This is a genomic window from Trichormus sp. NMC-1 (assembly GCF_001858025.1).
In the GTDB taxonomy this organism is placed as follows: domain Bacteria; phylum Cyanobacteriota; class Cyanobacteriia; order Cyanobacteriales; family Nostocaceae; genus Anabaena.
The window spans coordinates 1012892-1028831 of the sequence record NZ_LZQD01000002.1; the positions used below are offsets into that span (position 1 = coordinate 1012892).

Consider the following 15940-nt stretch of genomic DNA (forward strand, 5'->3'; position numbering starts at 1 on the left):
TTTCAAAACTATTTATCGTTCTTGAATCGGTAGATTAGGAGAATTTACATCTAGCTCTTCACGACGTACAGTTTCTTGACTTTCAACGTTATCTCTGTCTACGACTTTTTTAACTCTAACTTCTTCTCGGACAAATGCTTCTTTGCGAACTTCCGGCGTTTCTTCATAAATTTCCATGCGAGTAACTTCACCTTCCCGGAAGTTAGCTTCACTAGAAGAAACAGTTCTACCAGCATCATCTGGTGTGACACGTTCAATGATAACGTGTTCTCTTTCCACTGGTATTGATACTCTTGCTGTGTCAGTTTCTACGTGCTTACCAACTGTGACTTCGCCCATTTTGCGGCGCTGTTTATTAGCGATAAGCCTTTCTTCATACAATCTCAGAGTCTGATGATTTTGCTCATTTAAGTTGAACAAATCAGGCTCATGTTCATAGTTGTAAGTATCGCGGTTATAAGTTGATGTAGTTGTTGTTGCTACTCCTGGTGATGATTCGACAGGTATTGATGATTCTACAGGTACTGATGATTCTACAGGAGCGGTGCGATACTCAGGATTGCGATATACTCCCCGTACCCGTTCTTCGTAGTCGTAATCTGTCGTTAGACGTTCGTTGTACTCTGGTAAATTTTCCGCTTGCTCTCTTGTTAAAGCAATGGCGTATACACGATCAGTATTATATTCGATGCGAGTGCGACCAATGGGTAGTAAGACTTTCTTACCGAAAATCCAGAACCCTAAGTCAACTACTAAATAGCGAAAATGACCTTCATCGTCAACTAAAACGTCATTAACATTACCGATTTTTTCGTCAGTTCCTTCGGTGTAAACTGCGAATCCTTTAATATCTTTACCTTCAAAGGTATTGCTATAATCAGGATCAAACTCTTGTAATTTGTAAAGAACCATTATATTTCTCCTCAAAAATCTTATAGAAATCCTTAATGTCTATAGTAATTTTTTACTCAATTTTTCTCCTCTCTCTACCGACTGAATTGAATTAAGCTATTTTTATCAAAAGTAATAGGACATTTAATTAACAAATTATCATTGGGAATAATGGGTAACAACAGAGATAGGGAGATTATTGTTTGACTAGTATCGCAGGGCGGAATTAAAAATTAATAATTAAAAATTAATAATTAAAAATTAAAAAAGCAGATTAAATCATCTTAACAAACTTGTATTGAATGCTACTTTAGTGTAATATGGTTTTTTGCTTGTGAAAATGACCTTTTTTCAGGCTTTTCAACTAATTTTCAAGGGGGTATCAGGGAAACAATACCGGAAAAGCATCCAATTGTGAGTATCCAGTCGAAAATTCCCTGTACGTCTAATCCGAAACCATTTTCTTAACCAGGTGGAAAAATGTTATTGTTCTTAAAGCTGATTGATTATTTATTAGCGGCTGTTTTTATCAGTGCGACTATCATCATTTATTTCGATTCTAGTAATCAAGAATATGTAGTAGCTGGTTCAGCAGCTTTAGCTATTGCGATTTTCCTATTTCTACTCAACAGAAGCTCAGTTAACAATGCTCAGAAGGAAGCACAAAAGAGTGATTTGGAAAAAAAGGCAGAAATTTACACTTCTTTATTAACTAGTAGTAATTCCTTGGAAAACAATACAATCATTCCTGCTAGGGCTAAAGCTTTAGAGTATTGTCAAGATTTAATTAATGATTATAAAAAAGTTAGAAATTGGGCTAGAAATCTTTACTACGTTTTGCAAATTTCCACCGTTGTTTTATCCGGTGTTACACCAATTTTAGTGTTGGTAGATAAATTAGAAGCAGGACAAGCTTGGCTCAAGTGGCTGCCAGTAATCTGTCCGGCTCTTGCTTCTATTGTCGCCAGTATAGTCACTTCTTTTCCTTTTCAGAAGAATGCGGTTGCTGCTAATACAATTGTTGAGTTATTAGAAGCAGAACAAGAAAAGTTTATCTTGGGAATTACACCAGCTTATCGTTGTTATGATGTCACTGATGAATCTGAACAACAACAACGCATAAGTCAATCTGTAGAACAATTTATTACCCAAGTCAATAACATTCACTTGCAACAAGTGCAACAAGCTACTGAACAGCAAAAGGATAAGAAGGAGCAAGGCGCTACTGAACAATCCAGTTCTGATACCACTAAAAGCGAATAACACGCTGGAAATTGGCTGTAAATTAGTGTGATTTGGATAATACCATTATCCTTTCAGGTTGATACCAATGCACAGATGTGGGGACGCGGAAGGAGATTCATTTTGATTATTAGATTTAGATTTAGATTTAGATTTAGATTTCAATTATTAGATGAAGTCGTTTCCGCCATCCTCACAATCATATCTTCCAGAGTTCTCAACAAATCTTGCTCATTATAAGGTTTAGAAAAATAAGCTCGCGCCCCTAATTGCATTGCCATTTGGCGATGTTTATTACTACTACGAGAAGTCAACATAGCTACAGGAATATTTTTTAAATCAGTGTTCGATTTGACACGATCTAAAAAGCTATAACCATCAAGACGCGGCATTTCAATATCACAAATTACAGCTTGGACTTTTAAGCCACTTTCTAACTTTTCCCAAGCATCTTGACCATCTTTAGCCTGTTCAACTTGATACCCTCCCTTTTCTAAAGTTAAAGCTAAGTAACGGCGGACATTAATTGAGTCATCGACAATCAAAATCATGCCTTTCTGGTGAGCGGGTCTAGTGATGGGTCTATCTTTTTGTGGTTTGAGAAAAGCTGTTTTTAATCTAGTTGTAGGTAATTTATTACTTCTGTGGGGGCGTTGATTAGTTGTAATCCAAGATACTAACTCGTTAGTATTTACTAGTGGTACTACCCGACCATCACCGAGAATTGTACAGTTGCTAAAACCGTCGGGTAAAGGTCTATTTCCTTCAACTTGGCGAATTGCTACTTCTTGTTCACCCCAGCAGCGGTCTACTTGCACAGCCACTGGTTGATGATCATTTTTGACTATTAACACGCTACTGGCATTAATTCCTGTGGGACTTTCTATATCTAAACTATTGTAGTGGGAACAATTAAACTCAAAGTAATTACCTAGACGCATTAAAGGTAACATAGTATCTTGCCAGTTAAGAAATTCCCCACCATCCATAGAGAAAACCTGATCGTTTTGCAGTAAAAATATTTCTGCAACCACATCTGTAGGAAATGCCAAAACCATGCGTTGGTGTCGCCCGCTGCCTGTATCAATCTCTACTAGTAACACTCTGGCGACTGACAGTGTAAAGGGTACTGATAAAGTAAAAATCGTGCCAATTCCTGGCTGTGTATCAACTTTAATATCACCCCGTACCAGTGACAGGTTATTGCGAACCACATCCATTCCCACACCACGGCCAGATAAAGCCGTGACTTGATCAGAAGTTGTAAACCCAGGCTCAAAAATTAGTGATAGTAGTTCTTCATCACTAGCACCAGCTATTAACGCCGTATCCAAACCCATCGTTAAAGCGCGTTGGCGAATTTTTTCTAGAGAAATGCCTCTGCCATCATCACGCATACTAATAAAAGTGCGATCGCTACGATGATAGCCTTTAATTTCAATTAATCCTTGTTCTGGCTTCCCTTTAGCACGACGAGTAGCCGGATCTTCAATTCCATGATCAAAAGCATTACGTAACAAATGCATCAAAGGCTCATTCAAAGCCTCTAAAATGCTACGTTCAATTAAAGTTTTCCCACCTTCAATATTTAACTGGACATTTTTACCATACTCAACATTTAAATCACGAATTGCTCTAGGAAAACGATCTACCAAATCAGATAAAGGACGCATCCGCACTTGTGTTAACTTTCTCTGGGCTTGCTTGGATGTCTTATTTAGCTTCCGTGCAATTTGATCTGTATCATCAACACTGAGTTGAATATCACTCGTAACTTCTGCTACCTGAACAATAGTTTCCATCACCTCCTGAGATAGCAGGTTTAATTTTTGATAGCGCTCCATTTCTAAACCATTAACACCTGACTCTCTCTCCAGTTTTTGGTGATTGGCTTCCAACTCTTTTGATGCAGATGACGAAGTTTCCGTAATAATTTTTTCATATGCTAAACGCACTTCTTGATTTTCTTGATCAAGAATTTGCACTCTTTGGCTGAGACTAAAAACTAATTTACGTAATCTTTCTAGTTGTAAATTTAGCCCATTTCGCTGGATAATTATTTCTCCAAATAAATCATTAATTTCCTCTAGTTGCTTACTAGGAACTCGAACTGTATTTTCATGGCTTTCTTTATCTTTAGAAACATTGACAACATCGCCTTTGCGTTCAATTTGTTTATAATCTAAAGATGGTATTTCTTGAGTAAATGCTATGTTTGGTTCAGGAAACTCAACAGCATTAATTTCTGGAGGTAACTCTATTGATTCAAAATCTGTAATCAGCGTCTCTGCCACCGATGAATTTTTATCGATTGGAACTATTGCTGAGGTAGAAACCTGCTCTTGGATATCCCTGACTGCACCCAGATGAATATCTCTTGGTAAGCTATTTCGTTGATTTGTCAACACTAAAGCTTGCGATCTTCGCCATGCTTGCAAAGCTAACTGGGCAATTTCCAAAAAGCGCTCTGGAGCAGTTTCTAAATGATGGTTGACTGACTCACAAAGTTGGGTAAAAGCGCTTAACTGAAGCATTTCTCCCAATCCACCCAACTCCGTAGCCATGATCCCCACTTCTTGGTGTAACTCCAGTTGAGAACTATTTGCTAACATCGATTCTAGGCGCTGCAAATACTCTTCCACCTCGGTTTCAAACAGTAAAGGGATAATTCCTTGCCCATCTTCTGGAGATAGCATGGTTGTAATATCCTCAGGAGCGGGATCACCCAAACGCTGATGTAATTCATCAAAAATCGGATAGCAAAAGGTTTTTAACCACTTATCATCTAGAGATTTTCTCTGTGATAACAAGTCCACAATTTGCCGCAACCAGTCCACGCCAGATAACAATAAACTCTGTAAATGAGTGTCAATTTCTAGGGAATTTTTACTAGTTTTTAAAACCTTAAAAGAATCTTCCAAGCGATGAGCCAAATCACTTAACACCCGAAACCCCATCATCGCCGCGCCACCTTTAATAGAATGAGCGGCTCGCATGGCAGCATTGATCTTATCTAAATCAATATGTTTACTAGTGTCGATTTCTAGCAATATAGTTTCTAATGTGTTGAGATAATCAGTTGCTTCTTCCAGAAACTGCATCTGGATTTCCAGTTCTTTATCATTGGTCATAAATCATTAGTCCTCAGTTATTCAATTTTGGATTTTTAAGTGACAATTTAGGAATTGATACCACTGGTAATTAATGACTGACTCAATTGACTTTGAAAGTCTCGACAGTCTGTTGTAAATGCTGGGAAATTTCCACAGTTTTTTGGAGAGATTCAGAAACTTGGTGAGAAGAATCGCTGGTGTGTTGGGAAATAGCAGCAATATCTTTCATCAATTGGCTCACAACTTGCGATGTTTGTACCTGAGAAACCGTAGCTGTAGAAATTGACTGTACTAAAGTATCTATTTGCTGCGATACATCTAAAATTTCACTCAAACTTTGTTTGGCATCTTCGACAATTTGGGTACTTTCAACTACCTGGATAGTTCCTATTTCCATTGCCTTCACCACTTCATTAGTTTCTCGTTGAATTTTCTCGACAATTTGCTCAATTTCTTGGGTAGCCGCCGCACTCCGAGCCGCTAATTCCCCGACTTCTTCCGCAACTACAGCAAAACCTTGACCTTCTTCCCCAGCCCGCGCCGCTTCAATTCCGGCATTAATCGCCAACAAATTAGTTTGCATGGCAATTTGGTTAATTAAAGACACCACGCGGGAAATTTGTTGGGAAGATTCTCCCAAATGCCTGACTTTCTTAGCAGTTTCACCCACTGTTTCTTGCAAAGATAGAATATTCTGCACTGTCAAATCCATCGCTTTTCCACTCTTGGCCGCGGTGTGGTTAGCATGATGAGCAATAGCAGTAACTTGTTGAGCGCCCTCAGCTACAGCTTGCATGGAACCTGTCATTTGCTCAACTGCTGCTAAGGTGCGATTAATTTCAGCAGCTTGTGTCATTGCTTCTTCTGCTAAATGTTGGATAGCATCTTGATTCGAGCCAAGGGCTGTATTCACTTGTACAGCAGCCTGTTTGACTTGGGTGACAATATCCCGCAGCTTTTCGACAATAGAGTTAAACGCATTGGCAACAGTACCAACTTCTCCAGCGGTGACATCAGCTTGTACTGTTAAATCTCCCTTGGCAGCACTTTCTACTTCGGTAAGTAACTTCAAAAGTTGCAAATGTATTGTGTCTTTCTGTTGCCATTCCTGTTCTGAAGTAGATTCTTTATTAGCTTTAATTTCCAACTCTTTCACAGAAACTGGTAAGTCATTTTCTCTGGTAATCTCCACAGGAATTTTGATCTCTTCTTCAGCCCGAATTGCTACTACCGCAGATTTATCTAAATTTGGCTTTGTCATTCTCTTGGCTAACCAAGCTGCGAGTAATGTCATGAATAATGCTATCAATGCTGTTCTATTAGCAATAAAAATCAGAAATTGTCTTTGCGGCTCAATAGCAATTGCGGCATCTTTAGCCATGATTATCTGCCAGTTGAGTTCCGGTAAACCTGCTATTTTTCTCAATGGCACATAACTGATTATTTCTGGCTTTTGATTAATTGTCTGCACTTCTGTTAAATCATTGACATTTTGCCTAGTCAGCAGGTTTGCTAAACTAGGATATATTACTGTAGCCTCTTGCCCTAATAAATCTGACTTGGGACTGAGAAATATTTTTCCTGAAGCATCAAATAAATAATATTTATTACTATTGGTTATGTAATTTTTAATGGACTCTTCTAACAGTTTTAAAGGCATCCGAGTTCGCACTATAGCGATAGTTTTTCCCGTGGCTCCTTCTTTAACTGGTGCAGCTATATAAATTACTAAACCGATATTTTCTAATTTTTCTGGTTGACTAATAACAATAGCATTTTTTTGCAAAACTTCTTGAAAATATTTTTGGTTTCTTTCCTGTCCTATAGATTTACCTTTATTTTGCAGAATAACTCGCCCATTTAAATCTAATACCGCCACACTGTCATAAGCTTTATAGGCTGTAATAAACCGGTTTAATACTTCCTGTTTTTGGGGAATAAGAGTGCTTTTGCCAACTTGCTCATTTGTCAAAAATGGCTGACTAGAGAGTATTTGAATATCTCCATACCTTGCCAACATAAAACTATTAATAGTATCGCTGAAGTTGTTCACTTCAGTTTCTTGATTGATGATAATTTGTTTAGTAATCGATTTGCTACCAAAGCTATAGGCGATTATTCCCATTCCCATTACTGGTAATGTACCGATAGCAAGGGCAAAAAATAGGGCTTTGGTGTTTAATTTAAGTTGCTGCAAATATTTAACTGCATAATTGCCAGAATAATTGTGAGTTTTTTGAGCATCAGACTTATTGGCGATATCGATTTTAGTACCAGTGACTTTTGGTGATGTCATCAGAGATGCTTTATTTTTAGTATCACCACTTTGAGCAGTCTTAATTTTATTAAACATGAAATAATTCCCTTGGCGTTATTAAATAAAAATACCCGTAAACAGCCTTTTTTTTAATCATTTAATCACTTTGAGGATTGGCATAATTTACAATATTCTCTGCATCTAATACAAGTAAAGTTTCTTCTTTTTGCTCTACGCAGCCGCATAGATAAGGAACTAGACTAGATGCCACTTGTCCCACAGGAGAATGAATATCGTCAGCCATCAATTTAGTTGTACCTTTAATTTCTTGTACAACTAAGCCTAAAAGCAAGGATTCTACCTTGATTACAATTATGTTATACTGTCGAAGTCGATGATCTAGGCATTCTAAATTAAACATTTTGGGCAGATCAATTACCCAAATAATCCGACTGCGCCAATTCATCAATCCTAAAATATAGGCAGGCATATTCGGCATCGCCGTTACAGATTCAACTGGAATAATAATTGCCTCTTGGGTATGATTAATTGATAAAACAGCCGTAGTTTGTTGATTCAATTGAAATTTAAGATAGCTGTCTCCCAAGGAGCTTTGGATCGGTTGATAATACAGGGTTACTTTGGGATTTGCCATATATTGAATTGGTTAAATATTGAAGATGTTGAACTTCTTGATGGCATCTGGAATTATTAATATCATTTTATTGGCCGGATTTATAGCAAATAATCAAAATTATCATCAGTAAATTTAAACTCCATGATAAATTTTATCAAAATCTCCATTGCCAGTACAGCAGAATTCAGGAGTCAGTAGGGGCGTATTGCAATACGCCCGTACAGGAGTCAGGAGTAAAACTGGCTTGCTGTCTAGGTTTCAATTTTGATTCTGTACCTCATTGATCTGCAATCTGCTATATTAATAATTTGTCTATGTGACTGGCAATTACTCAATTAGCCGATGTGCTTAGACACCATTATTAGTAAATCGGCTCTGGTAAAAGGTTTGGTTAAATAGCCTGATGACCTAACGATTTTAGCTTTTGCTTTGTCAATAAAGCCTGTTCTGCCAGTTACCATAATAATGGGTGTATTTTTAAATGCCGAATGCCTACGTAATAATGAGCAGAGTTCATAACCATCTAAATTTGGCATTTCGACATCTAACAAAATTAAATCAGGTTTACTTCTGATAATTTGCATTAAAGCTTTAATTGGGTCATTAATCAAGACTACTGCAAATGTTTGTTCATCCAAAAAATGCCTGAGAGAATTCAAAACTGCTTGACTATCATCTATACAGGCAATTGTATAATAGTTTTTACTCAGAGACGACTGCGAATTTTTGGGATTTTTCTGCTCATAAAGCGATACTTTTGGTGATTTTGCTGATTTTTCCTCAAGCTGGTTTTCAGGTAATGTCTGAGTTGGTGAACTGCTAGGAGATAACATTACTGGCTTGATATTCTGGCGATAGCGTAACTGCTTTTGACAATGTTCTACAATTAATTGCAAATCTAAATGACAGAACTTTGGTAGTTGATCCCAAGAATGATCAGAATTAAGTTTATAGTTACCTTCTTTTAAACAAAGAAATGATTCCAGCACTTCTTTCGCTAATTCTTCTATCAGCATTCCAGCTTGTGCAGAAGTAATATGGTTTTGTTTAACTAACCAGCAAATAGCATGATAATCTGCATTTGCTATGAACTGAGTTTCATTCTGGGCTGAGGAAATCAGCCCCATTTGTTCATAAGTTGCACTGTCAAAAGTAGGAAGTTGCTGATTTAAACGTTGTAAGTGACTTTCAAGACGCTCAAAAACTTTAACGGAATAAGTAGCATAAGTTAATTTACCTTCTTGTAAATAAATTGACCAAGAAACTGTATTAGTCAATACATTTAAACATCCTGTCACTCGTCGAGTGCTGAGTTGTGCCAACAGGGACAGTGGATGTAGTTTCTGAAACAACCTGTAGCTACCTAGAGTCGTTGTCATCATTTTGCTTTTACTTTAGCTAAATTCAATACTTGTGATTTGAATTTGCACATAGCATTCCTATCTGATTGGTGATGTAGGATTTTAGCATTGCTATAGTCTTACTGATACAGAAAATAGACAAGCTAGGAATCAGCAACAGATTTATTCACGAATAATTGAGGATTGCCACAGCAGATGCTTCACAATTAAAGTCAAGTATAAAACATCAAATACTTTGTCATCCTCAATACAAAATTTGATGTTCTGGTTTATGGTAAAACTCAACAATAACAATGTTATTGACCACTTTCAAGCCAGTATAGTGTCTGTAGCCTTTCTTTGCTGCTTGCTTATACAGTATATGGAAAGGCTTTTTTGATCTCAACTTGTCATCTCAGCCCCATCACCCTGAATCCAAATCCTACCTTGGTCTTAACGAATGGCGTATCTATGGCTACACCACGCCAGCTATATATCATACAGAATTAGTATCAAGTGCGTTGCAACTTTATTAGAATGCACTATCCCTTGACTATGGTTTAGAGTAGAATTAGCAACTAAGCTAAAAAAAATTGCCAATGGTGTTTGATCCTGACTTTTTGAATGACAACTCTGAGCAACACCCTAATCAGCTTTTGAACGATCACTTTGGGGAAAATCCGAATCAGTTACTCAAATATTTGCAGCATCAGTCTCCCGAAGTCCTAGCCCGTGTAGCCCAGTCTGTCAGCCCAGAAATTAAACAAATCATTTCCCAAAATGTCCAAGGGCTAGTGGGAATGCTCCCAGGAGAGAGTTTTAACGTGCAAATTACTACAGACCGGGATAACCTAGCAGGGCTGTTAGCATCAGCAATGATGACCGGGTATTTCTTGCGCCAAATGGAACAACGAATGCAATTAGAGCATTTGTCTAATCAATAGTCAATAGTACAGGCGCGATTCATCACGTCTGTACTATTAATTACTGCGGTGGATAAGTTCCTGATAGCACTTTGAAGGTTTGAGTTTTTCCCTGGCGGTTGACTTCGATTTCCAGAATGTCACCTACTGTACTTGACTCAACAATCTTCTGTACTTGGGCTGTAATTTTCACGGCTTTACCGTTTATTTTTTGAATCACGTCTCCGGGAAGTAATCCTGCTTTTTGTGCTGGAGAATTTTTCAAAACTTCCTTAATGACAACACCGACATCTGGCTGAATGTTGAGTTTGTTGATCTGATTCAGCTGCTGTTTTTTGGCAGGAGAAAGGTCTGTCATTTCAATTCCCAAAAAGGGATGATCTGCTTTGCCTTTGGTAAATAGCTCATTAGCAATACGGGCGGCGGTTTCTATGGGAATAGCGAAACCAAGTCCTTGGGCATCGGCGCGGATAGCAGTATTAACGCCGATAACTTCACCTTGGGCATTTAAGAGCGGTCCGCCAGAGTTTCCAGGGTTAATGGCGGCATCAGTTTGGATAAAACTAACGCGTTTATCAGGAACACCGACTTGGGCGCTGGTGCGATCTGTGGCGCTGATAATGCCGATAGTAACAGTATTATCTAAACCTAAAGGATTGCCAATAGCGATCGCCCATTGACCAGGAATTAAGTTTTGTGAATTACCTAACTTCACTGTCGGCAATTTATCAGCCGGAATTTTCACCACTGCTACATCTGTTACAGTATCAACTCCCACTACTTTCCCCTCAAAAGTCCGACCATCTTTGAGGGTAACTTGTACAGTATCTGTCTCGGCTACTACATGAGCATTGGTTATTAATTCCCCATTTTCGCTCAAAATAAATCCTGAGCCAGTACCTCGCTCAATTCTTTCTTCGGGAATGGGTTTTTCATCCTCCCCAAAAAAACGCCGCCATACAGGATTTTTAAAAGCTTCGGAAATCGGATTTGCCACTTTGCGAGTCGCATTAATTCGGACAACTGCTGGCCCTACTTTCTTCACAGCAGTGGCAATAAAATTTACATTGTCGCCGCCAATTGAATTCCCCACTCCTTGGGCAGAATCAGGCATAACAGCTTCTGGAGGTAAAGTCGCTGTGACATTTTTAAACTCTTGAAATGATGCATTGTGTGGCAAAAGATATCGACTACCAAATACACCAAAACCACTACCCATTACTACTAAAAACAGATAAACGGCTAGTTGCTTCACAGATAAATTCATATTTATTTATTAAGAATAATTGCTCTCACCGCAAGACAGTTACTTATTTCTAAGTGTAGTCACAAAAAAAAGAAAGAGGGCAGGGGAGATAATTTCCAATCCAGCCAAAAAAATATCCTATCTTTAAGATTCCCCAACTAAAATCTAGAATTAGCGCTCTCTGAACTTGTTGACATGACTTTTCCCTATCGTTCAATGTTTTTGTATAGCTTAGTTAGTGCGTTGGGGCTAATATCCACAATGCCACAACCACAAAGCGCCAATGCTGCACCAAGTTGTTCAACTCCTGCCCTATCTCGCATTCAACGCCACCAAGTTTCAGGTGGTGAGACTTTAGAGGGCATAGCCCAGGGTTACAAGCTCATGCCAGCAACAATTATCGGCATGAATCCATTTATCAAAAACGGAACTGTGAGGGTTGGTACTGAACTTCAGATTCCTCCCTTCAATGGGATTGTCGTGGAAGTACCCCCCACTCAAACTTGGCGACAAGTTGCTACAAAGTACAAAATCCGCCCAGATACTCTGTTTGAGATTAATGGTTGTCAACAAAATCCTAGAGTTGTTTTTGTGCCAGTTGTTCCGGGCGTAACTGGATCTTCTAATCGTATTATTGCTGCTTCCCCTGCACAAACTGCTCCATCTGCAACAATAGCCGGCTATCCCTTATCGAGTGAAACAACTGTAGCTTTAGCTTATGGCTGGCAAATCAACCCTATAACCAAGGAAGTTTTTTTTCATAGTGGTGTCGATTTGGTAGCACCAGTGGGTACTCCTGTGGAAGCGATCGCTCCAGGTATTGTAGTATTTGCTAAAGACCAAAATAGTTATGGCAAGTTGGTAATTATTAATCACCTGGGCGGATATCAAAGCCGTTACGCCCAACTGGAGACGATAAATGTCACTTTGGGTCAAAATGTCAAAACAGGTGACTTACTGGGAACTGTAGGAGCTACAGGACAACCGACTTCTAGAGAACCTCATCTACATTTTGAAATGCGTTCTAATGGTTCCCTGGGTTGGGAAGCTAAAAATCCAAAAGAGTATTTCACAAAATGAGGATTTTTTTAAAACGCAGAGGGACGCTGAGGTAAACGCAGAGGGACGCTGAGATTTGCTGAGTAAATTTTGTGTTTTTCTGCGTTAAATAAAAATAGGTTCGGTAGATTGAATGATGTGCATTCCTGCTTCTGCAAATCTGGTAAATGTCGCGTTAGCTTGTTCTGTGTAGTCAACTATTCCCGGAACTACAACAGGAGAAGTGCAATCTTCAAGTAGATATATTTTATTTGTCAGGGTAGGGTCTACCTGTTTTATTTCTGTTAATAAATCATCAATTGTCCAAGCAACACAATGACTTTTGGCTTGTCCTGCAATAATCACTGCATCATATTCTAAAAGTTGTTTGATTAAATTTGTATTTTTTTCAGCAATTGGCTTTTCGTCAAAACCTACTAATACTTCTGGACGTAAAATAGAATAATTCTCTGTTAACGGATTTTCACCTTTCAGTTCAAATTGGGTTTGACTTTGACGAGCGATACTATGAAAAAATATCGCTTCTTCTACAGATGAAACTAAAGCATGACCAATTCCGCCTAACATGGAATGATAAGGCCAAACTGTCAGCGGGTATTTCCCATTTTGGCTAAGTTGTTTCACATAATGAAAAGCCTGTTTTTTTAATAATTCATAATCGCCATTTGTCACACTATTAGCAACTGCTGGGTTAACTTGCCAAATTCCCTTTTCTATATCTGTGGGTGTAATGTTGGTTGCTGCTGGTGTCGGGTGTTCTCCATCTGCATTTATCCAAAAAATAGGATGAAAGATTTGCATTGCTGTGTGAGTATCTAGGGTGGGGATAATTTTTGTAATTATGCCCAAGTTGCGATAAATGAATTCACACAATCTTGTATTATCATCAACTGCACCAGTTCCCGTTTGTCCACCTACATATAATTCAAAATCAGGAATACAAAAGGTATTTTGGACATCTATTAATAATAGACAAATGCGTGTTTTATCTAATGTTGCTGGTTGGATATTTTGTTGTTTTGCAAATGTTTCTGCTGCGGCTGCGCGTTGTTGGTAGGGTACACGCCAGACTTCGCCGACTTTTGCAGGGTTGAAGTGTGCGGGAATGGGGAGTTGGGTTCGGGTAGTCATAAGTCTATTAAAACTTTGATTTATATGAATTATTAAAAATTTTTCTATTTGATTTTGATAGCTTCATAACTTATAACTATTAACCATTAAGGGTTTAGCGTTATTATTACATAGGCGCGTCCAGAAACTAAACTTTTTGTTATCCCATCTGGAACCTCTGGACAAGCTATACTAAGTCATACAGGTTATACGACTGTACCTGTATCTAAAAGGTTTTAAAAGTATCACAGGCCAAATAATATGGTTCACAAGATTGCCTTGTTCAATCACAAGGGTGGTGTCAGTAAGACCACAACTACTTTTAACTTAGGTTGGATGCTTGCTTCAAAGGGGAAGAGAGTTATCCTTGTAGATACTGATCCTCAATGTAATCTAACAGGAATAGCTTTAAAAGAGGAAACTGAAGATGACGAAGCAAGAATAGAAAACATTTATAACACACGTTCCAATATCAAGACTGGTTTAGCTCCTGCTTTTGAGTCTCAACCAAGAGCTATTGAAGCAGTAGATTGTATTCAGATAGAAGGTCAAGAAGGTTTATTTTTATTACCTGGCCATGTGGGTTTTGGTGAATACGAAGTAACATTAGGAATTGCACAAGAACTAAGTGGTTCAATTCAGACACTCAAAAATTTACCAGGTGCGATTTCTGATCTTTTGGAAAAGACTGCTAATAAATTTAATGCTGACTACATTTTAATTGATATGAGTCCAAGCTTAGGATCTATCAATCAAAATTTATTAATGACAAGTGACTTTTTTTTAGTGCCTACAACTGCTGATTTTTTCTCTGTGATGGCGATTGATTCTCTGTCCAGAATATTACCAAAGTGGTGTAATTGGGCGAGGATGGCCAGCGCAAACCCTATATTAAAGGAAGCAGCTTATCCTTTTCCAGAATTTAGGTTGAAATTTTTAGGAACTATAGTTCAAAACTATAGAATTATTAGAGGTAAAGAAACAACAGCATTTCAAACATGGATAGAAAAAATAGAAAGGACAGTTACTAGTAGACTAAAACCAATTCTAGAAAAAAATAACTTGTTATTACCTAATCAAGTCTATACTGAACAGGGTATGAATGGTAGTTTTACCATGACCAAAATTTCTAACTTTAACAGTTTAATCGCTCGCTCACAAGAACACTGTACTCCAGTGTATGCGCTCACGCCTGAACAATTAAAACAACAAGGTACAGTTTTAGATAATAATCAGGCAAAGCAAGAGGAATTTAAAACAACTTTTTCCGATTTAGCAGATAAAATTATGGCACTATCATCGAGTTATGCAATCAGCCCTTGATCAATTTCGCATTAGCATTCAGCGTGTTAGGGATCTGATTGCTCTTCATAATTCATTTAAAGCTCAAGCTACTGCTGCTCTGGATATTTCAGATATTTTACGATCTGCTATAGTTCTCAGTGTGAGTGCCTTGGATTATTATGTCCATGAGGTTGTAACATTGGGTATGCTGGAAATTCATCGAGGAACACGCTCAGAACCAGCAGTTACCCCTAATGCAAATCAATCAGCTTTTGCAAGGTTTAAAGTTTCGCTGGGTAGTGCGCGTGAAGATAGAAGAGTTGCTCTAGAGATTTCCTCTTGGATAGAGAGTGAAATACAGCAGACTTATGGAGATAATTTTTTGCAGCAATCTCATCATATCTCTAGTTTAATTCCTATTATTTCCAATAATATTTTAAATCAATTAAATAATAATTCATGGTTAGAAAATGAAATTAGGAAAGAGTTTAGCAAACTAAGTTTTCAAACACCAGATAATATCGCTGATGCAATGAGGTATATATCAAATAAGAAATTATGGGATGAAGTTGCTATTCAAATAAGTGGAAATGTGAAACAAGCTAACCAGATCAAACAACAACTAATTTTGATTGTAGATCGTAGAAACAAAATTGCTCATCAAGCAGATATAGATCCCACATTAGGTTTAGGTAATCGCTGGCCTATAGATGAATTATTAGTTAATAATGCAGTTGACTTTATTGAGCAAGTTGTTGAGAGTATTCATCAAATTTTGTAGCTTTGTTCCCCTTTTTCACCACATCATCCCCCAAAACAGCCCCAACTATGGCAATCT

12 protein-coding genes are annotated in these 15940 nt (G+C 37.9%); 5 read left to right on the forward strand and 7 right to left on the reverse strand.

The annotated features are described in order from the left end of the window. Positions 1-12: 12 nt before the first annotated feature. Entirely contained in the window at positions 13-912 is a 900-nt protein-coding gene (locus tag A9Y75_RS11200) for a DUF2382 domain-containing protein (RefSeq protein WP_071189608.1), read from the reverse strand. 459 nt (positions 913-1371) lie between these two features. Here A9Y75_RS11200 and A9Y75_RS11205 point away from each other — a divergent pair, with 459 nt between their 5' ends. Next, positions 1372-2154: a DUF4231 domain-containing protein gene (locus A9Y75_RS11205; RefSeq protein ID WP_071189609.1), complete on the forward strand. Its 783-nt coding sequence runs from the start codon at positions 1372-1374 to the stop codon at positions 2152-2154. A 140-nt stretch (positions 2155-2294) separates the two neighbouring features. Here A9Y75_RS11205 and A9Y75_RS11210 read toward each other — a convergent pair whose 3' ends face one another. The 4 genes from A9Y75_RS11210 to A9Y75_RS11225 all read right to left on the reverse strand — a co-directional run bounded on the left by A9Y75_RS11210 (position 2295) and on the right by A9Y75_RS11225 (position 9522). Next, complete coding sequence (locus A9Y75_RS11210; protein ID WP_071189610.1) at positions 2295-5264, reverse strand: hybrid sensor histidine kinase/response regulator; 2970 nt, start codon at positions 5262-5264, stop codon at positions 2295-2297. Between the two features lie 82 nt (positions 5265-5346). After that, positions 5347-7599, reverse strand: coding sequence for a methyl-accepting chemotaxis protein (locus tag A9Y75_RS11215; RefSeq protein ID WP_071189611.1), 2253 nt, complete (start codon positions 7597-7599; stop codon positions 5347-5349). Positions 7600-7660: 61 nt separating this feature from the next. Continuing rightward, positions 7661-8158: a chemotaxis protein CheW gene (locus tag A9Y75_RS11220; RefSeq protein ID WP_071189612.1), complete on the reverse strand. Its 498-nt coding sequence runs from the start codon at positions 8156-8158 to the stop codon at positions 7661-7663. A 317-nt stretch (positions 8159-8475) separates the two neighbouring features. Next, the gene (locus A9Y75_RS11225) at positions 8476-9522 is read right to left on the reverse strand and encodes a response regulator (protein WP_071189613.1); all 1047 of its coding nucleotides are present in this window, start codon (positions 9520-9522) and stop codon (positions 8476-8478) included. 557 nt (positions 9523-10079) lie between these two features. Between A9Y75_RS11225 and A9Y75_RS11230 the strand changes: the two genes are divergently transcribed. Then, positions 10080-10424: a DUF760 domain-containing protein gene (locus tag A9Y75_RS11230; RefSeq protein WP_071189614.1), complete on the forward strand. Its 345-nt coding sequence runs from the start codon at positions 10080-10082 to the stop codon at positions 10422-10424. Positions 10425-10464: 40 nt separating this feature from the next. Here A9Y75_RS11230 and A9Y75_RS11235 read toward each other — a convergent pair whose 3' ends face one another. Next, positions 10465-11670 (reverse strand): HhoA/HhoB/HtrA family serine endopeptidase, encoded by a 1206-nt coding sequence (locus A9Y75_RS11235; RefSeq protein WP_071189615.1) that lies wholly within the window; start codon positions 11668-11670, stop codon positions 10465-10467. A 174-nt stretch (positions 11671-11844) separates the two neighbouring features. Here A9Y75_RS11235 and A9Y75_RS11240 point away from each other — a divergent pair, with 174 nt between their 5' ends. After that, the gene (locus tag A9Y75_RS11240; protein ID WP_071189616.1) at positions 11845-12729 is read left to right on the forward strand and encodes a M23 family metallopeptidase; all 885 of its coding nucleotides are present in this window, start codon (positions 11845-11847) and stop codon (positions 12727-12729) included. An 84-nt stretch (positions 12730-12813) separates the two neighbouring features. On the opposite strand, the gene A9Y75_RS11245 is transcribed toward A9Y75_RS11240, so the two are convergent. Then, positions 12814-13839, reverse strand: a complete 1026-nt coding sequence (locus A9Y75_RS11245) for an isochorismatase (protein WP_071189617.1) — start codon at positions 13837-13839, stop codon at positions 12814-12816. A 240-nt stretch (positions 13840-14079) separates the two neighbouring features. Between A9Y75_RS11245 and A9Y75_RS11250 the strand changes: the two genes are divergently transcribed. Continuing rightward, the gene (locus A9Y75_RS11250) at positions 14080-15141 is read left to right on the forward strand and encodes an AAA family ATPase (protein ID WP_071189618.1); all 1062 of its coding nucleotides are present in this window, start codon (positions 14080-14082) and stop codon (positions 15139-15141) included. Next, entirely contained in the window at positions 15125-15883 is a 759-nt protein-coding gene (locus A9Y75_RS11255) for an MAE_28990/MAE_18760 family HEPN-like nuclease (protein ID WP_071189619.1), read from the forward strand. The genes A9Y75_RS11250 and A9Y75_RS11255 overlap by 17 nt, the downstream gene beginning before the upstream one ends. Positions 15884-15940 lie beyond the last annotated feature (57 nt).